The sequence below is a fragment of the Streptomyces sp. NPDC006551 genome (assembly GCF_040611675.1).
Classification (GTDB): domain Bacteria; phylum Actinomycetota; class Actinomycetes; order Streptomycetales; family Streptomycetaceae; genus Streptomyces.
Map to the genome: position 1 here is coordinate 1 of NZ_JBEXOT010000038.1, position 17976 is coordinate 17976.

Here is a 17976-nt window from a genome sequence, read left to right on the forward strand (position 1 = left end):
GCCCGGTTACATTCCGAACCCGGAAGCTAAGCCTTTCAGCGCCGATGGTACTGCAGGGGGGACCCTGTGGGAGAGTAGGACGCCGCCGAACAATCTTTCAGGACCCTTGGTCCCAGCGTTCACGCTGGGACCAAGGGTCCTTTTTGTTGTCTTGTATTTTCCGAAGCGCGCCGGTGTGCCGGCTGCGCGAGAATGACTGCAGTACCCGAAGACAGGAGTCACGCCGATGTCCACCAACTCTCCCGACGACCGTCCGGAGCGCGAGCCGCGCCGTAAGGACGGTGGCGAGCGGGGCGGCTTCCGTGGCCCGCGTCGTGACGACAACCGTGGTGGCGACACCCGCGGTGGCGGCGGCTTCCGCCGCGACGATCGCGGCGGTGACAACCGCGGCGGCGGCTTCCGCGGGAATGACGCCCGTGGTGGTGGGGGCTTCCGTCGCGATGACCGTGGCGGCGACAACCGTGGTGGTGGCGGCGGTTTCCGTCGTGACGACAACCGTGGTGGCGACCGTCCCCCGTTCCGTCGCGATGACCGTGGTGGGGACAACCGTGGCGGCGGTTTCCGTCGCGACGATCGTGGCGGTGACCGCCCCGCGTTCCGTCGTGACGACCGGCGTGATGACAACCGTGGCGGCGGCGGTGGCGGCGGTTTCCGTCGCGACGATCGTGGCGGCGACCGTCCCCCGTTCCGTCGTGACGACCGGCGTGATGACAACCGTGGCGGCGGCGGTGGCGGCGGTTTCCGTCGCGACGATCGTGGTGGCGACCGTCCCCCGTTCCGTCGTGACGACCGGCGTGATGACAACCGTGGTGGCGACCGGCCGGCCTTCCGTCGCGACGACCGCCGTGATGACCGTGGTGGGGACAACCGTGGTGGTGGCGGCGGCTTCCGTCGCGATGACCGTGGTGGCGATCGCCCCGCGTTCCGTCGTGACGACCGTGGCGGCGACAACCGTGGTGGTGGCGGCTTCCGCCGTGACGACCGCCGTGATGACAACCGTGGCGGTTACCAGCGAGACGACCGTCCCTCCTTCCGTCGGGACGACCGTGGTGGAGAGCGGCCGGCCTTCCGTCGTGACGACCGGCGCGACGACCGTCGGGAGGACAACCGCGGCGGTGGCGGCGGATTCCGCCGTGATGACCGTGGCGGTGACCGCCCTGCGTTCCGTCGGGACGACCGGCGTGATGACAACCGCGGCGGTGGCTTCCGTCGCGATGACCGTCGCGATGACCGTGGCGGTGACAACCGTGGCGGTGACCGCCCCGCGTTCCGTCGGGACGACCGTGGTGGCGACCGCCCGGCGTTCCGTCGTGACGACCGTCGGGACGATCGACGTGATGACAACCGCGGCGGTGGCTTCCGTCGGGACGACCGTCGTGACGACCGGCGTGATGACAACCGCGGTGGCTACCGTGGCCGGGACGACCGGGGTGGCTACGGCCGTCGGGACGACCGTGACCGGGACCGTCCGGACCGGGCGCCCATCAAGCGGCTGCCGATCCCGGACGACGTCACCGGTGACGAGATCGACCAGGACGTGCGGCAGGAGCTCATGAGCCTGCCCAAGGGGCTCGCCGACGACGTCGCGCGCAACCTCGTCATGGTCGCCAACCTCATCGACGAGGACCCGGAGAAGGCGTACGAGTACTCCCGTATCGCCCTGCGGCTGGCGTCCCGCGTCGCCGCCGTCCGTGAGGCGGCGGGCTTCGCCGCGTACGCGACGCAGAAGTACTCCGAGGCGCTGGCCGAGTTCCGGGCCGCCCGGCGGATGACCGGTGGTGTCGAGCTGTGGCCCGTCATGGCCGACTGCGAGCGCGGCATGGGCCGGCCCGAGCGGGCGCTGGCCATGGCCGGCGAGTCCGAGGTGCAGAAGCTGGACAAGGCCGGACAGGTCGAGATGCGGCTCGTCGCCGCCGGTGCCCGCCGCGACATGGGGCAGCTCGACGCGGCCATCGTGACCCTGCAGAGCCCCGAGCTCGCGTCGACCGCCGTGCACCCGTGGACCGCCCGTCTGCGGTACGCCTACGCCGACGCGCTGCTGGCGGCCGGGCGCGAGGGTGACGCCCGCGAGTGGTTCGCCAAGGCGCTGGAGGCCGACAAGGACGGCGCCACGGACGCGTCCGACCGGCTCGCCGAGCTGGACGGCGTGGAGTTCGTCGACGCCATCGACGAGTCCGAGCCGGTCGACGACAACGACTCCGAGTCCGTGGATGAGGACGAGGACGAGGACGACGAGCACAAGGACTGACGTCGTGTGAAAGAGGGCGGCACCCCTTCCGGGGTGCCGCCCTCTTTCTCGTTCTCGTGCGCTCAGTCCAGGGCCAGGCTCCTGAGCACCAGGCCCGTCGCCGGCTTCGGGCCGAAGGACGTCGACTTGCGGGGCATCGTGACGCCCTGACGTGCCAGGTCCCGTACGACCTCTTCGCGCACCGGATGCATGAGCACGGCCGTACCGCCCCGGCGTTCGGCCTGGGCGACGGCGGCCTCGCTGTCGTGGATGTAGCTGATGTCCTCGGGAGCGTCCGGGATGCGCCAGACGTGGTCGAGGAGCGTGGCGTGCAGGACCGTGGCGTCCAGGGTGCGCCACGCCTCGGGGCGGTCCGCGCGGATCGTGCGCGCAAGCAGCTCAGGCGTGGGCCGGTCGACCAGATGGAAGGCCCCGTCACCGGCCAGGAGGAAGGCGTTGCCTTCGGCGGCCGCGGCCGAAAGGGACTCGAGGGCGGCCGGCAGCGGGCCCTCGACGCGGCGGACGCGGAAGTCGTCGCCGAGCGCCGCGAGCGCCTCGGCCACCGGGAGGCGGTTGAGAAGGCGGTGGATGGCCCGGACCCGGAGCGGATAGCGGGCGGTGTCGATGAGCAGCACCAGACCGTAGTTCCACGGGCTCGGGGAGGCGTGCTCCTCGCGCAGCCTGAGGTACGTCGCCCAGCGGTGGTGGCCGTCGGCGATGAGCGCCTGGTGCTCGGCCAGGCCGGCGGAGACCGCCGCGAGTTCGGCCGGGTCGGTGATGGACCAGAGGCGGTGGCTGAAGCCGTCCTCCGTGGTAGTGGAGAGCAGGGGCTCGCGCTGGACGGCACGCTCGATGACGTCCGCGGCTCCGTCGCCGTCGCCGCGGTACGTGAGGAGCAGGGGCTCCAGATTGGCGGCCGTGGTCCGCATCAGCGCGGCGCGGTCCTCGACGATGTGCGGCATCACGTCCTCGTGCGGGAGCACGATGCCCTCGGCCGGGGTGGACAGTTCCAGGGCGCCGATGAGGCCGCGTTGGAGGATGCCGTCGCCGTGCTGCTCGTACACGTACAGGGCGGGCTCGGGGTCCGGGGCCAGGACGCCGTCCGCGAGCCAGCGGTCCAGGGTGACGGCGGCCTTGCGGTGGCGGGTGCCGGCGGTGATGGCCTGCGGAAGGATCAGCCGGACGATGTTGTGCGGATCGGCGGACTCGAGGTGGTGCAGCCCGTCGGGCCGTACGACGACGTCGTACGGCGGAGAGGTCACGGCGGCCAGGCTTCCGACCCGTTCGGGGACGTAACGGAGCCCCCGGAACGGGACCAGGTGCAGACCGTCGGCGCGGACGTCGTCGGCCGCGAGACCTGAGGTGTTCATTGCGCAATCGTAAGTGTGTGGTGGCTATGAGCGATGATCGGGGGGAGCGGGGGAGTTCCGTGCGGCGATGTGAGGAGTACGAGGTCATGGGCGACGGCGGCGGCGGTCAGGGGCGGCAGGGCAGGAACCGGCCCGGGGCGAGCGCGCGGGCGCTGAGCGAGGTGTACGACACGGCGCTGCTGGATCTGGACGGCGTGGTCTACGCGGGCGGGGAGGCGATCCCGTACGCGGTGGAGGCGCTGGGCTCGGCGCGGGCCGGCGGTATGCACCTCGCGTACGTCACCAACAACGCGCTGCGGACTCCGGACGCGGTGGCGGCGCATCTGACGGAGCTGGGGGTGCCGGCGGAGGCGGGAGACGTCATCACCTCCGCGCAGGCGGTGGCCCGGCTGATCGCCGACGAAGTGCCCGTCGGGGCCAAGGTGTTGGTGATCGGCGGCGAGGGGCTGCGGGTGGCGCTGCGCGAGCGGGGCCTGGAGCCGGTGGAGTCCGCGGACGAGGACGGTCTGGCGGCGGTGGTGCAGGGGTACGGGGGGCCCGAGCTGCCGTGGGGCCGGTTCGCGGAGGCGAGTTACGCGGTGGCGCGGGGCGTGCCGTGGTACGCGTCGAACACGGACCTGACGATTCCGGGGGCGCGGGGGATCGCGCCGGGGAACGGGGCGGCGGTGGAGGTCGTACGGATCGCCACGGGCGCCGAGCCGAAGGTGGCGGGGAAGCCGCTGCCTCCGATGCACCGGGAGACGGTGCTGCGGACGGGAGCACGGCGGCCGCTGGTCGTGGGGGACCGGCTGGACACCGACATCGAGGGAGCGTTCAACGGGGGCGTGGACTCGCTGCTGGTGCTGACCGGGGTGACGGATGTGGCACAGCTCCTGGCGGCGGTGCCGGAGCATCGGCCGACGTATGTGGCGGCGGATCTGCGGGGGTTGCTGGCAGGGCAGCCGGAGGTCGTCGAGGCGGCCGGGGGCGCGTTCGCCTGTGGGGGATGGACCGCGACGGTGAGTGGGGGAGCGCTGGTGCTCGAGGGGGAGGGCCCTGACGTGCTGGACGGCGTGCGGGCCTTGTGCGGGGCGGCGTGGTCGGAGGCGGGGGCCGGGGCGTGCGGGCTGGACGCGGGGAAGGCGGTGGGGAGGCTCGGGTGGTGAGGCTCCGCGTGGTGAGCTCCACCCGGGGGGCGCGTTCCACCAGGTGTAGGCCTTCCACCGGGAGCGAGTGTTCCACCAGATCAGGTGCTCCACCGGGTGAGGGTCGCTTTGCGAGGGTAGGCTAACCTAACTCCGTGTTGGTCGAGAGTCCTTCCCTCGCGAGCGCGGAGTCGACGGCTCCCGCCCAGACGCCGACGCGCCGGCATTCCGTGCGCGCCGTCGGGCTGGTCGTGGCCGTCGGGATCCTGCTGCTGGTCTGTGTCCTGAGCATCATGATCGGTGCCAAACCGGTGCCGCTCGGCGATGTGTGGCACGGGCTGTTCCAGAACAGCGGTACCGGAAACGACGTCATCATCCACGACGTACGCGTTCCCCGGACCCTGCTCGGGCTGCTCGTCGGCGTCGCGCTCGGGCTCTCCGGAGCCGTGATGCAGGGCCTCACCCGCAACCCGCTCGCCGAGCCCGGTCTCCTCGGCGTCAACGCCGGTGCCGCGGCCGCCGTCGTCTCCGCGATCGCGTTCCTCGGAGTCACCGAGGTCACCGACTACGTCTGGTTCGCCTTCATCGGCGCGGCCGTCGTGTCCGTCGTCGTGTACGTCCTCGGTGGCAGCCGCAGCGCCACCCCCGTACGCCTCGCGCTCGCCGGCACCGCCGCCACCGCCGCGCTCTACGGCTATGTCAACGCCGTACAGCTGCTGAACTCCGCGGCCCTCGACCGGCTGCGCTTCTGGACCGTCGGATCGCTCGCCTCCGCCGACATGGAGACGGTGCGCCGGGTCGCCCCCTTCATCCTCGTCGGCGTCGTCCTCGCCCTCCTCATCTCCCGGCCCCTGAACGCCATGGAGATGGGCGACGACACCGCCCGCGCCCTCGGTGCCCACCTCAACCGGACCCGCGTCATCGCCATGGTCTCCGTGACCCTGATGTGCGGCGCCGCGACCGCCGCCTGCGGTCCGATCGTGTTCCTCGGGCTGATGGTCCCGTACATGGTGCGGGCCATCACCGGCCCCGACATGCGCTGGATCCTGCCGTACGCCGCCGTCCTGGCGCCCGTCCTCCTCCTCGGCTCCGATGTGATCGGCCGGCTCGTCGCCCGCCCCGCCGAGCTCCAGGTCGGCATCGTCACCGCGCTCGTCGGCGGACCCGTCTTCATCCGACTCGTACGCCGCAAGAGGATGGCCCAGCTGTGACCACCAAGTCGATACGGTCCGGCGGCGGGCTCTCCGTACGCTACGAGCCCCGTGCCGCCCTCTCCGTCCTCGCGCTGCTCGTCCTCACCCTCGGCGCCGCCGTCGTCCTCATCGGCAACGGAGACTTCCCCATCGCCCCCGGCGACGTGGTCGCCACCCTTCTCGGCGACGGCACCGCCGTCCAGGAGTTCGCGGTGATGGAGCTGCGGCTGCCGCGCGTCCTCGTCGCCGTCTTCGTCGGCACCGCGCTCGGTATCGGTGGCGCGGTCTTCCAGTCGATCTCCCGCAACCCGCTCGGCAGCCCCGACGTCATCGGCTTCGGCCAGGGCGCCACCGTCGGCGCGCTCGCCGTCATCGTCCTCTTCCAGGGCGGCGCCCTCGCCGCCGCGGCCGGAGCCGTCGTCGGTGGCCTGGTCACCGGCGTCGTGATCTACCTGCTCGCCTGGAAGCGAGGGGTGCACGGTTACCGTCTCGTCCTCGTCGGCATCGGCTCCGCCGCCATGCTCACCGCCGTCATCCACTACCTCATCACCAAGGCCAACCTGGTCGACGCCACCCGCGCCGTGGTGTGGATGACCGGCTCCCTCGACGGACGTGACTGGACGCAGTTCTGGCCGCTGTTCGCGGTCAGCTGTCTGCTGCTGCCTCTGGTCCTCGGCCACGGGCGGTCGCTGCGCATGCTGGAGATGGGCGACGACGCCGCGTTCGCGCTCGGGGTGCGGGTCGAGCGGACCCGCATCGTGCTGATGGGCTCCGCCGTCCTGCTCGTCGCCGTCGCCACGGCCGCGGCCGGCCCGATCGTCTTCGTCTCCCTCAGCGCCCCCCAGCTGGCCCGCCGGCTGACCCGCTCTCCCGGCCCCAACCTGGCGGCCTCCGCCCTCATGGGCTCGGCGCTGCTGCTCGTCGCCGACTGGACCGCCACCAACGCCTTCGGCGACCGCCAGCTGCCGGTCGGCGTCGTGACCGGTGTCCTCGGCGGCTGCTACCTCCTCTGGCTGCTCGTCACCGAGCGCAAGGCCGGCCGGATATGAACGAGACGAACCTCAGGAGCAACCCCATGGACGGTCAGACCCAGCGGCTCAGCGCGGAGTCGGTCACCCTCGCCTACGACCAGCGGATCATCGCCCGTGACCTGTCCGTCGCGATCCCCGACAACTCCTTCACCGTCATCGTGGGGCCCAACGCCTGCGGCAAGTCGACCCTGCTGCGCGCGCTCTCGCGGATGCTGAAGCCCAGCCAGGGGCGGGTGCTGCTCGACGGACAGACGATCCACTCGATGCCCGCCAAGAAGGTCGCCAAGACCCTCGGTCTGCTGCCCCAGTCCTCCATCGCCCCCGACGGCATCACCGTCGCCGACCTGGTGGCCCGGGGCCGCTACCCGCACCAGGGGCTGCTGCGCCAGTGGTCCCCCGAGGACGAGCGGATCGTCCAGGAGTCGATGGCCGCGACCGGCGTCGCCGAGCTGGGGGAACGGTACGTCGACGAGCTGTCCGGCGGTCAGCGTCAGAGGGTGTGGATCGCGATGGCGCTCGCCCAGCAGACCCCCCTGCTGCTGCTCGACGAGCCGACCACCTTCCTCGACATCCAGCACCAGATCGACGTCCTCGACCTCTGCGCCGAGCTGCACGAGACCCAGGGCCGGACCCTGGTCGCCGTTCTGCACGACCTGAACCACGCCGCTCGGTACGCCACCCACCTCATCGCCGTCCGCGGCGGCGAGGTCGTCGCCGAGGGCCCGCCGTCCGAGGTCGTGACCGCCGAGCTGGTCGAGCGGGTCTTCGGACTGCGCTGCCAGGTCATCGACGACCCGGAGACCGGGACGCCGCTGGTCGTGCCGGCGGGGCGGAAGGCCAGGACCAGGGGCAGGGACCAGGAGCCCGCGCTGCGGACGTGAGCGCCGCAGCCGCAGCTACAGCTACAGAAGTCGCGCTGCCGCCGCGGTTGCAGAAACCGCGACCGCAGCGGCTACAGAAGTGACCGCAGCCGCAGCAGGTCGCGGAAGCCGGCCTCCAGCCTGACGCGGCCGGAGGCCCAGGCCTTGGCGAAGTTCAGCTCGCCGTCCACCATCGCCACGAGGTCGTCGCCCGTCATCGCCAGGCGGATCTGCGCCTTGGCCGGCGGCGGGCCCGCCACCGTGTCGTGGACCTCGATCCGGCCGCCCTCGAGGCGGCCGGTGAACGTCGTGTCCAGGTCCGTGATGTGGCAGCTCAGGGTGCGGTCGAGCGCGGCGGCACCGCGGACCTCGCCGTCCGCCCGGGTGAGATTGTCCGAAAGTCTGTCGAGTGCGCTGCGGCACTCCGTGATCGTGGCCATTGTGATCGACCGTACCCCAGGGCTTCGCGGTAGCGTCGGGGGATGAACGACGTGATGCCGGAGCCGGGGCGGAAACCGGAGCCGGAACCCGAGCGGCCGCAGGAGCAGCGGCAGGAGCGGCAGCCGGATCCCGAGCAGCCGCAGGAGCGCCGACCCGAGACCGTGACCGAGGCCGGGGCCGGGGTTGTGACCGAGGCCGGGGCCGACCCGGACGCCGGCCTCGAGCCCGCCGCGCCCGCGCCCCTCGGCGTGGAGCGCCCTCCCACCGGCCACCCCGCCGTGGACGCCCTCCTCGGCCGTCTCGCCGACGCCGACCACCTCCCTGCGGACGGACACCTGGAGGTGTACGAGGATGTACACCGTGGGCTGCGCCACGAGCTGACCGCGCTCGACACCGCGCGCCCCGGACCGACACCGACAACGCAGTACGACCACAGGAGCTGAACCCAACGTGGCAGGAGTGGCACGCCGCCGTCTCGACGCCGAGCTGGTACGGCGCAAGCTCGCGCGCTCGCGCGAGCACGCGAGCCAGCTGATCGCCGCGGGCCGGGTGACCGTCGGCAAGACCGTCGCGACCAAGCCCGCCACGCAGGTCGAGACCGCCGCGGCCATCGTCGTGGCCCAGGACGACGACGATCCCGACTACGTCTCGCGCGGCGGCCACAAGCTGGCCGGCGCCTTCGCCGCCTTCGTACCGCGGGGGCTGAAGGTCGAAGGCCGGCGGGCGCTGGACGCGGGAGCGTCGACCGGCGGTTTCACCGACGTCCTGCTGAGGGCCGGCGCCGCGCACGTCGTCGCCGTCGACGTCGGCTACGGCCAGCTCGCCTGGTCGCTGCAGAGCGACGAACGGGTCACCGTGAAGGACCGCACGAACGTACGGGAACTGACCCTCGACGCGATCGACGGAACACCGGTCGACCTCGTCGTCGGCGACCTCTCCTTCATCCCGCTCGGGCTCGTGCTCCCCGCCCTCGTGTCCTGCACGGCCCCCGACGCGGACCTCGTCCTGATGGTCAAGCCGCAGTTCGAGGTGGGCAAGGAGCGGCTCGGTACCGGCGGTGTCGTACGCAGCCCCGAACTGCGGGCCGACGCGGTACGGAACGTGGCACGCCGGGCCGGCGAGCTCGGGCTCGGTGTCCTCGGCGTCACGGCCAGCCCCCTGCCCGGCCCTTCGGGCAACGTCGAGTACTTTCTGTGGCTGCGGGCGGGTGCGCCCGCGCTGGATCCGGCGGATGTCGAGCGCGCCGTGGCGGAGGGACCTCGTTGAGCACAGGTACGCGTACCGTCTTCCTGCTCGCGCACACCGGCCGGCCGGCCGCCGTGCGCAGCGCCGAACTCGTCGTCCTGGGGCTGCTGCGCAGCGGGATCGGGGTGCGCGTACTGGAGGCGGAGGCGGCCGACCTGCCGCTGCCGCCGTCCGTCGAGATGGTGCCGGAGGCCCGCCCCGACGCCCTCGACGGCTGTGAGCTGCTCGTCGTCCTCGGCGGCGACGGGACACTGCTGCGCGGGGCGGAGTTCTCGCGGGCTTCCGGTGTGCCGATGCTCGGCGTGAACCTGGGGCGGGTCGGCTTCCTCGCCGAGGCCGAGCGCGACGACCTCGACAGGGTCGTGGACCGGGTGGTCACGCGGGCGTACGAGGTCGAGGAGCGGATGACCCTCGACGTCGTCGTGTACGAGAACGGTGACGTGCTGCACCGGGACTGGGCGCTCAACGAGGCGGCCGTCCAGAAGGTGTCCCCGGAGCGGATGCTGGAGGTCGTCCTCGCGATCGACGGGCGCCCGGTGACGGGGTTCGGCTGCGACGGCGTGATCTGCGCGACTCCGACGGGCTCGACGGCGTACGCCTTCTCGGCGGGCGGACCGGTGATCTGGCCGGAGGTCGAGGCGCTGCTGATGGTCCCGATCGGGGCGCACGCGCTGTTCGCGAAGCCGCTCGTGACGACGCCGGAGTCGGTGCTCGCCGTGGAGGTGGAGCCGCACACGCCGCACGGCGTGCTGTGGTGCGACGGCCGGCGGACGGTCGAACTCCCGTCCGGTGCGCGGGTGGAGGTACGGCGGGGGGCGGTGCCGGTACGCCTCGCCCGGCTGCACCACGCGTCGTTCACGGACCGGCTGGTGGCGAAGTTCGCCCTCCCGGTCTCGGGCTGGCGCGGCGCCCCGCACTGAGGCACACCGGCCACGGGCCCCCGGCCGAGGGGCACCGGCCGACGGCCACCCCCACGGGTGACAGGCACGGCGGCGACCTGCGAGTTCGAGGTGTTCGGGCAGGGGTCGTCGCACAGCGGGGGCCGGACCTCGTAAGGTCTTCCCCGTGTTGGAGGAGATGCGGATACGGTCGCTCGGGGTCATCGACGACGCAGTGGTCGAGCTGTCGCCCGGCTTCACAGCGGTGACCGGTGAGACCGGCGCGGGCAAGACCATGGTCGTCACCAGCCTGGGGCTGCTGCTCGGCGGGCGGGCCGACCCCGCCCTGGTGCGGATCGGCGCGGCGTCCGCCGTCGTCGAGGGGCGGATCAGTGTGCCGCCGGGCGCCACCGCCGCCGTACGGGCCGAGGAGGCGGGCGCCGAGCTGGACGACGGCGTGCTGCTCGTCAGCCGCACGGTCTCGGCCGAGGGGCGCTCACGGGCCCATCTCGGCGGGCGCTCCGTGCCCGTCGGCCTGCTCGCCGAGCTCGCCGACGAACTCGTCGCCGTCCACGGCCAGACCGACCAGCAGGGCCTGCTCAAGCCGGCCCGCCAGCGCGGGGCCCTCGACCGGTACGCGGGCGACGCCGTCGCCGTACCGCTGGCCGCGTACGGGGAGGCGTACCGGCGGCTGCGCGCCGTCGTCGCCGAGCTGGACGAGATCACGACGCGCGCGCGGGAGCGGGCGCAGGAGGCCGACCTGCTGCGCTTCGGTCTCGGCGAGATCGAGGCCGTCGAGCCGCGGGCAGGCGAGGACGTCGAGCTCGCCGCCGAGGCAGAACGGCTCGGCCACGCCGAAGCCCTCGCCTCCGCCGCGGCGCTGGCGCACGGCGCGCTCGCCGGGAACCCCGAGGACCCGGAGGCCGTCGACGCGACCACCCTGGTCGCCGGTGCCGGGCGCGCGCTCGAAGCCGTCCGGTCGCACGACCCGGCGCTCGCCGCGCTCGCGGACCGGATGGGCGAGATCTCCATCCTGCTCGCCGACGTGGCCGGGGAACTGGCCGGGTACGCGGACAACCTGGACGCCGACCCGCTCCGGCTCGCGGCCGTCGAGGAGCGGCGCGCGGCGCTCACCCAGCTCACCCGGAAGTACGGCGAGGACGTCACCGCAGTCCTGGCATGGGCACAGGAGAGCGCGGCCCGGCTCACCGAGCTGGAGGGCGACGACGACCGGATCGGCGAGCTCACGGCCGAACGGGACGCCCTGCGCGCCGAGCTGTCGGTCCTCGCGCAGGCGCTCACCGACGCTCGTACGGAGGCCGCCGCCCGGTTCGCCGACGCCGTCACCGCCGAACTGGCCTCGCTCGCCATGCCCCACGCGCGCGTGTCCTTCGACATCCGCCAGACCGAGGATCCCGAGGGGGTCGACGTCGGCGGCCGGACCGTGGCGTACGGGCCGTCCGGCGCCGACGAGGTCGAGCTGCTCCTCGCCCCGCACCCGGGCGCCCCGCCGCGGCCGATCGCCAAGGGCGCGTCGGGCGGTGAGCTGTCTCGCGTCATGCTCGCGGTCGAGGTCGTCTTCGCCGGTACGGACCCGGTGCCGACCTATCTCTTCGACGAGGTCGACGCGGGCGTCGGCGGCAAGGCGGCCGTGGAGATCGGCCGTCGCCTCGCCAAGCTCGCCAAGTCGGCACAGGTCGTGGTCGTGACCCACCTCCCGCAGGTGGCGGCCTTCGCCGACCGCCAGCTGCTGGTGGAGAAGACCAACGACGGGTCGGTGACCCGGTCCGGCGTCACCGTCCTGGAGGGCGAGGACCGGGTCCGGGAACTGTCGCGGATGCTGGCCGGCCAGGAGGACTCCGAGACGGCACGGGCGCACGCGGAGGAGCTGCTGGCGACGGCGCGGGCGGACGCCTGAGGCTCGTACCGTCGGCGCTCGCGCGTGTTTGAGGGTCGCACCGTCGGCGCTCGCGGGCAGGCGGTCGGGCGGTCGGGCTTTCCGGCGGGCGGTAGGGGGCTCGGGTCGACGGTCGGGCTCTCTGGTCGGGCGGTAGGGGGCTCGGGTCGACGGTCGGGCTCTCCGGTCGGTCCTCGGCTGCCCCTGGCGCGGTGTTTCGGTGCCCTCGTGGGCGGCGCTCGGGGCGGTGGCCGGCGTCCGTCGCGCCGCGCGTAGGGTGGTGATCATGATCGGCAGAGTCGGGCGGACAGCCCTCGCCTTCGGGCTCGCCGCCGGGGTGACCCGCGCGGTGTACACGGGCCTGCGGAGGCGTCGGCGTCCAGCGGGCGAGGAGCGGACGCGCTGGGAGCGGACGAACCACGCCGGCCGGACCGTCGACCTGTACGCCGGACCCGCCACCGTCCTGGGCGCGGCCGCCGGAATCGGCGGAGGACCCGCCGCGTTCGCCGTGCTCGCGGCCGGCGCCTGCGGCGCGTACGACGACTTCGCGGGTGCCGGCGACGCACGGCGCGGATTCCGGGCGCACCTGACGGCGCTGCGGGACGGCGAGGTCACCAGCGGGACCGTGAAACTCGTCGGAATCGGCGCCGCCGCCCTGGCGGCGGGGGCGCTGCTGAAGGAGCGGCCGGTCGACAAGGTGCTGGCCGGGGTCGTGATCGCCGGGACCGCGCACCTCGTCAACCTCGTGGACGTCGCGCCCGGACGGGCCGTCGTCACGGTCCTGGGCCTCGGCGCGCCCGGCCTGCTGCGCGGGACGCTCGCGGCCGCGCCGATGGGCGCCGCGGTCGCCGTCCTCGCCCATGACCTCGGCGAGCGCACCATGATCGGCGACATGGGCGCACACGCGCTCGGCGCGGCGGTCGGCAGCGCGATCGCGGCCGGGAACGGGCGGTTCGGACTCGCCGTCCACGCGGCCGGACTCATCGCCGCGGCGGTGCGCGGAGACAAGGTCAGCGACCTCGCGCGCTCACCCATGTGAGTGATCCGGTCGGGCGATTCGACGCGTCGGGCACGGGAACGACACGGGAACGACACGGCAGCGAACCGCCTTCGGTGCCGGAACGTGCGTACGGGCTGGCATCCTTGGGCGCGTGACACAGCTCCGTACGGTCCAAGTGCTGGGCGGCGGCAGCGCGGGCAGCAGCGCTCACGTCAGATCACTTGCCTCGGGGCTGGTGGCGAGGGGCGTGCGGGTGACCGTGTGCGCCCCGGCCGAACTCGACCGCGTCTATGACTTCGTCGGTGCAGGCGCGCGCTTCGTGCACGTGCCGCGCCGCAACGACCCCGCGACGGTCGCGACACTCCGCAACGCCTGCATCGGCGCGGACGTCGTGCACGCGCACGGGCTGCACGCCTCGGTACGGGCGACACTGGCGCTGTCGGGTGCCGGGGCGCGGACCACGCCGCCGTTGGTGACGACGTGGCACACCCGCAACCACGTGGAGGGGGCGCGGGGCGGGGTGCTGCGGCTCCTCGAGCGAAGGACCGTGCGGGCGGCGGCCGTTGTCCTCGGGACCTCGTCGGAGCTGGTCGACCGGGCACGGCGACGGGGCGCGCGGGACGCGCGGCTCGCACCGGTGACCGTGCCGGCGTCGCGGGCGCCGGTCTGCCTGCACGACGGGAAGGCGCGGGCGGAGCTGGGGGCGGTGGACCGGCCGTTGCTGATGGCGGTCGGCGCGCTGGAGCCCGAGCGAGGGTACGGGATGCTGCTGGACGCGGCCCGGGTGTGGCGGGACCTCGACCCGCAGCCGCTGCTCGTGATCGCGGGGGAGGGGCGGGAACGCGCGGCGCTGCAACGGCGGATCGAGGCGGAGAGGCTCGCGGTGCGGCTCATCGGCCGCCGGGACGATGTGGCGGAGCTGCTGGCGGCGGCGGACGTGGCGGTCCTGCCGTCGCGGTGGGAGGCCCGCTCCCTGCTGGCCCAGGAGGCGCTGCGGCTGGGCGTGCCGCTGGTGGCGACGGCGGTGGGCGGCGTGCCGGAACTGGTCGGGGACGCCGCGGAGTTGGTGCCGTGGGGGGACGCGGCGGCACTGGCGGCGGCGGTGCGGGGGCTGCTGGAGGACACGGACCGACGGATGGACCTGGCGGCGGCGGGACGGGTGCAGGCGAGGACGTGGCCGACGGAGGACGAGACGATCGCGCACGTCCTGAGCGTCTACGACGAACTGTCGGCCCGCTGAGCGCGCTACGCCGCGCCGGACGTCGCGGGCTGGGGGCATCCCCCAGGCGCAGCTCCGGGGGAGAGACCCTACGAACACGGTCTCAAGACGTGTGGCGCCTCGCGCGGAGTGCCAGGGAGAGGGCCAGGACCGTCTGCGGGTCGTCCAGATCCGTGCCGAGGAGTTCGGAGATGCGCGCCAGACGGTTGTAGAGCGTCTGGCGGTTGAGGTGGAGTTCCCGGGCCGTTTCCGCCTTGCGGCCCGCGTGGGCCAGGTACGTCTCCAGGGTCGGGAGCAGCGGCGGGCGTGAGGTCCGGTCGTGGTCGCGGAGTGGGCCGATCGCGCGGTCCACGAAGGCCGCGAGGTCCGGGTGTTCGCGCAGCCGCCAGAGCAGCAGGTCGATGTCCAGGCGCCGGGCGTCGTACCAGGGGCGGTCCGAGAGGCCCTGGGCCGCCGTCGCCGTCTCCGCCGCGTGGCGCAGGCTCGCCGACGCCGCCGCCCAGCCCCCGGCGATGCCGACCACGACCACCGGCGGGTGCGCGCCGGCGCTTCCCCAGCCGCCGCCAGGGGCCGCCCCCACCAGGCCCGCCCGTTCCACGCCCGCCCGCAGCGCCGCCGCGACCCGGTCCGCCACCGCCGTACGCTCCGACTCCGAACGCAGTCCGAGCAGGAGCGGGACACGGCCCTCCACCGGGCGGACGCCCAGCAGGACCGGCACCCCGACCGACGCCAGCTCCTCCAGGACCGCCCGCGCGAGCAGCGCCCAGTTGCCGGAGGGGGAGAGCTCGGGGGCCAGGCGCATCACCACGGGCAGCAGCGGGCCGTCCCCCGGCTTGAAGCCGAGCACCCGTGCCTGCGCCGGGGCGTCCTCCGCGGTGATCCGGCCCTCCGCGAGATCCGTCAGGAAGTCGCCCCTGCCCCGCGCCGCCAGCTCCTCCTCCTGACGTGCCTGCATGAGGACGACCGCCAGCAGGCCCGCCGCCCGCTCCGCCGCCATCCGGTGCACCAGGGAGAGCGGGCCGGAGACGGCGAGCAGGACGAGCCGCGCGCGGACCGAGCCGGTGCCCGGGCCGCCGCCGCCCGGCACGTCCACCAGGACCGCCCCCGTCGGCGGCCCCGACTCCCGCGCCGCCCGCTGCCCCCGCAGCCCGTCCCAGACCTGGAGCGGGTCCGCCGGAGCCGACTCGGTCCCCGCCGCGTACAGCAACTGGCCGTCCGCCGTCTCCAGGAAGACCGGGTTGGCCGTGAAGTCGGCCAGGATCCGCAGCACCTGCGGCACCCCGCCGCCACCGAGCAGCGCGTCCGTGCACCACCGGTGCACCTCCTCCGCCTGACGGAGGAGCGCGTAGTGCCCGTTCACGATCTCGGTGTGGATCTCCTCCGTGACCGCCACGAACGGCACCTCGCGGTGCAGCTGCACCAGCGGCAGGCCCGCCGCCCGCGCCGTCTCCACGATCGTGGCCGGGAGCCGTGAGAAGCGCGGGCCCAGCTCCACCACCAGCGCCGCGATGCCCCGGTCCGCCAGCCTCCGTACGAACGCGCGCTGCTCCGCCGGGCGCGTACCGAGCCCCAGTCCCGTGGTCAGCAGCAGCTCACCGCCCTTGAGCAGCGACGCGATGTTCGGCACCTCGCCGGCGTGCACCCAGCGCACCGTGCGGTGCAGCCGGTCCGCGCCGGCGACGACCTCCGGGAGTCCGCCGCGGAGTCCGGGCAGCTCCAGAGCCCGCTGCACGGTGATCCCGCCCTGATTGTCCATGGCGGGACGCTACCTGGCGGCGATGTTTCGGCGACATCACCCGGCGGTCACGGGATCGGACAGATCGTCCGTCCCGTTGACAACTCGTCGTCCCGATCGGCCAATTGTGCGACCGCATGTCGATTGTGGCGTACGTCACTACGGAGGATGCTCTCCCGCCATGGCAGAGAACTCCACCCCTGGCTCCACGCCGGGTTCCACCCCAGGCTCCGCTCCTGAGGTGCACCGGCTCAAGGCGAACTCGGTCGGGCTCGTCGGCGTCGTCTTCATGGCCGTCGCCACCGCCGCCCCGATCACGGCGATGACCGGCAACCTTCCCATCGCCGTCGGATTCGGCAACGGCACCGGCGCCCCCGCCGGCTATCTCTTCGCGACGCTCGTCCTGACCGTCTTCTCGGTCGGCTATGTCGCCATGGCCAAGCGGATCACCGCCGCCGGCGCCTTCTACGGCTACATCTCGCACGGCCTCGGCCGGATCGCCGGCATGGCCTCGGGCATGCTCGCCGTCCTCGCGTACATCGTCTTCGAGGCCTCGATCGTGGGCGTGTTCGCCTACTTCACCCAGACGACCGTCGCCGATCAGCTCGGTGTGGACCTGCCGTGGATCGTCTACGCGGCGGGCATGCTCGCCGTCACCGCCGTCCTCGCGTACTTCGACATCAACCTGACCGCCAAGGCGCTCGGCGTGATGCTCATCGCCGAGATCGCGGTGCTGTTCGCCGTCGCCACCGCCGTCCTGATCGCCGGCGGCGGCCCCGACGGCATCCCCGTCGAACCCATCAACCCCGCCAACGCCTTCACCGGCGCCTCCGCCGGGCTCGGACTCTTCTTCGCCTTCTGGTCCTGGGTCGGCTTCGAGTCGACCGCGATGTACGGCGAGGAGTCCCGCGACCCCAAGCGCGTCATCCCGCGCGCCACCCTCGTCTCCGTCGTCGGTGTCGGCCTCTTCTACATCTACGTCTCCTGGATGACGATCGCCGGCAACGGGCTCTCCGGCTCCGTGAAGCTGTCGTCATCCGCCACGCCCCTCGACCTCTTCTTCGCCCCGACCCAGTCCTTCATCGGCGCCTGGGCCGTCGACGCCTTCCAGTGGCTGCTGCTCACCGGCTCCTTCGCCTGCGGCATGGCCTTCCACCAGTGCGCCTCGCGGTATCTCTACGCCATCGGCCGCGAGGGCTTCCTCCACCCGGCCCTCGGCCGGACGCACGCCAGGCACGGCTCGCCGTACATCGCCTCCTACGTCCAGAGCGCCATCGCCGTCGCCCTCGTCGGCGCGTTCTGGCTCACCGGCCAGGACCCGTACATCCACCTCTACACGCTGCTCGCGATCCTCGGCACGATGGCGATCCTGATCGTCCAGACCCTCTGCTCCTTCGCCGTCATCGGGTACTTCCGCAAGAACCACCCCGAGGACCGGCACTGGTTCAAGACCCTCACCGCGCCGCTGCTCGGCGGCGTCGGGATGACCGCCGTCGTCGTACTGCTGATCATCAACATGGAGACCGCGGCGGGTCTCGCCGCCGACTCGCTCTTCTTCGAGGCGATCCCGTGGATCGTCGGAGCGGTCTTCTTCGGCGGCCTCGGCCTCGGCCTCTACCTCAAGGCCAAGCAGCCCGAGCGCTACGAGATCATCGGCCGGATCGTCCTGGAGGACGCCGCCGAGCGAGCCGACGAGCCCGAGCGGCCGGCCACCGCACCCGCCACCGTCACCACCAAGAGTTGATCCCTCCCACCC

16 protein-coding genes and 1 rRNA gene are annotated in these 17976 nt (G+C 73.2%); 14 read left to right on the plus strand and 3 right to left on the minus strand.

What is annotated here, in order from left to right:
* From rrf to ABZY12_RS26665, 3 genes are all read left to right on the plus strand, one after another.
* Positions 1-91: ribosomal RNA gene (rrf, locus tag ABZY12_RS26655) — 5S ribosomal RNA — on the plus strand; the annotation flags it as partial.
* Between the two features lie 211 nt (positions 92-302).
* Entirely contained in the window at positions 303-1556 is a 1254-nt protein-coding gene (locus ABZY12_RS26660; RefSeq protein ID WP_356894668.1) for a hypothetical protein, read from the plus strand.
* On the plus strand, positions 1493-2248 hold the full coding sequence (locus ABZY12_RS26665) for a hypothetical protein (protein ID WP_356894670.1): 756 nt from the start codon (positions 1493-1495) through the stop codon (positions 2246-2248). Before ABZY12_RS26660 ends, ABZY12_RS26665 begins: the two co-directional genes overlap by 64 nt.
* A gap of 62 nt (positions 2249-2310) precedes the next feature.
* Here ABZY12_RS26665 and ABZY12_RS26670 read toward each other — a convergent pair whose 3' ends face one another.
* Positions 2311-3597 (minus strand): DUF1015 domain-containing protein, encoded by a 1287-nt coding sequence (locus ABZY12_RS26670; RefSeq protein WP_356894565.1) that lies wholly within the window; start codon positions 3595-3597, stop codon positions 2311-2313.
* 86 nt (positions 3598-3683) lie between these two features.
* Here ABZY12_RS26670 and ABZY12_RS26675 point away from each other — a divergent pair, with 86 nt between their 5' ends.
* From ABZY12_RS26675 to ABZY12_RS26690, 4 genes are all read left to right on the plus strand, one after another.
* Complete coding sequence (locus ABZY12_RS26675) at positions 3684-4742, plus strand: HAD-IIA family hydrolase (protein WP_356894672.1); 1059 nt, start codon at positions 3684-3686, stop codon at positions 4740-4742.
* Between the two features lie 230 nt (positions 4743-4972).
* Complete coding sequence (locus ABZY12_RS26680; RefSeq protein ID WP_356894674.1) at positions 4973-5932, plus strand: iron chelate uptake ABC transporter family permease subunit; 960 nt, start codon at positions 4973-4975, stop codon at positions 5930-5932.
* The gene (locus ABZY12_RS26685) at positions 5929-6963 is read left to right on the plus strand and encodes an iron chelate uptake ABC transporter family permease subunit (RefSeq protein ID WP_356894567.1); all 1035 of its coding nucleotides are present in this window, start codon (positions 5929-5931) and stop codon (positions 6961-6963) included. The genes ABZY12_RS26680 and ABZY12_RS26685 overlap by 4 nt, the downstream gene beginning before the upstream one ends.
* 26 nt (positions 6964-6989) lie before the next feature.
* Positions 6990-7826: an ABC transporter ATP-binding protein gene (locus tag ABZY12_RS26690; protein WP_356894569.1), complete on the plus strand. Its 837-nt coding sequence runs from the start codon at positions 6990-6992 to the stop codon at positions 7824-7826.
* A gap of 71 nt (positions 7827-7897) precedes the next feature.
* Here ABZY12_RS26690 and ABZY12_RS26695 read toward each other — a convergent pair whose 3' ends face one another.
* Positions 7898-8245, minus strand: a complete 348-nt coding sequence (locus ABZY12_RS26695; protein WP_356894571.1) for an SCP2 sterol-binding domain-containing protein — start codon at positions 8243-8245, stop codon at positions 7898-7900.
* Between the two features lie 42 nt (positions 8246-8287).
* Here ABZY12_RS26695 and ABZY12_RS26700 point away from each other — a divergent pair, with 42 nt between their 5' ends.
* The 6 genes from ABZY12_RS26700 to ABZY12_RS26725 all read left to right on the plus strand — a co-directional run bounded on the left by ABZY12_RS26700 (position 8288) and on the right by ABZY12_RS26725 (position 14506).
* Positions 8288-8689, plus strand: a complete 402-nt coding sequence (locus tag ABZY12_RS26700) for a hypothetical protein (protein WP_356894573.1) — start codon at positions 8288-8290, stop codon at positions 8687-8689.
* A 7-nt stretch (positions 8690-8696) separates the two neighbouring features.
* Positions 8697-9512, plus strand: coding sequence for a TlyA family RNA methyltransferase (locus tag ABZY12_RS26705; protein ID WP_356894575.1), 816 nt, complete (start codon positions 8697-8699; stop codon positions 9510-9512).
* Entirely contained in the window at positions 9509-10411 is a 903-nt protein-coding gene (locus ABZY12_RS26710) for an NAD kinase (protein WP_356894577.1), read from the plus strand. Before ABZY12_RS26705 ends, ABZY12_RS26710 begins: the two co-directional genes overlap by 4 nt.
* 157 nt (positions 10412-10568) lie before the next feature.
* Positions 10569-12287, plus strand: a complete 1719-nt coding sequence (gene recN, locus ABZY12_RS26715; protein WP_356894676.1) for a DNA repair protein RecN — start codon at positions 10569-10571, stop codon at positions 12285-12287.
* Between the two features lie 265 nt (positions 12288-12552).
* On the plus strand, positions 12553-13305 hold the full coding sequence (locus ABZY12_RS26720) for a hypothetical protein (RefSeq protein WP_356894579.1): 753 nt from the start codon (positions 12553-12555) through the stop codon (positions 13303-13305).
* A 112-nt stretch (positions 13306-13417) separates the two neighbouring features.
* Positions 13418-14506, plus strand: coding sequence for a glycosyltransferase family 4 protein (locus tag ABZY12_RS26725; protein WP_356894581.1), 1089 nt, complete (start codon positions 13418-13420; stop codon positions 14504-14506).
* 82 nt (positions 14507-14588) lie between these two features.
* Here ABZY12_RS26725 and ABZY12_RS26730 read toward each other — a convergent pair whose 3' ends face one another.
* Complete coding sequence (locus tag ABZY12_RS26730; RefSeq protein WP_356894583.1) at positions 14589-16241, minus strand: PucR family transcriptional regulator; 1653 nt, start codon at positions 16239-16241, stop codon at positions 14589-14591.
* A 160-nt stretch (positions 16242-16401) separates the two neighbouring features.
* Here ABZY12_RS26730 and ABZY12_RS26735 point away from each other — a divergent pair, with 160 nt between their 5' ends.
* Positions 16402-17964, plus strand: coding sequence for an APC family permease (locus tag ABZY12_RS26735; protein WP_356894585.1), 1563 nt, complete (start codon positions 16402-16404; stop codon positions 17962-17964).
* Positions 17965-17976 lie beyond the last annotated feature (12 nt).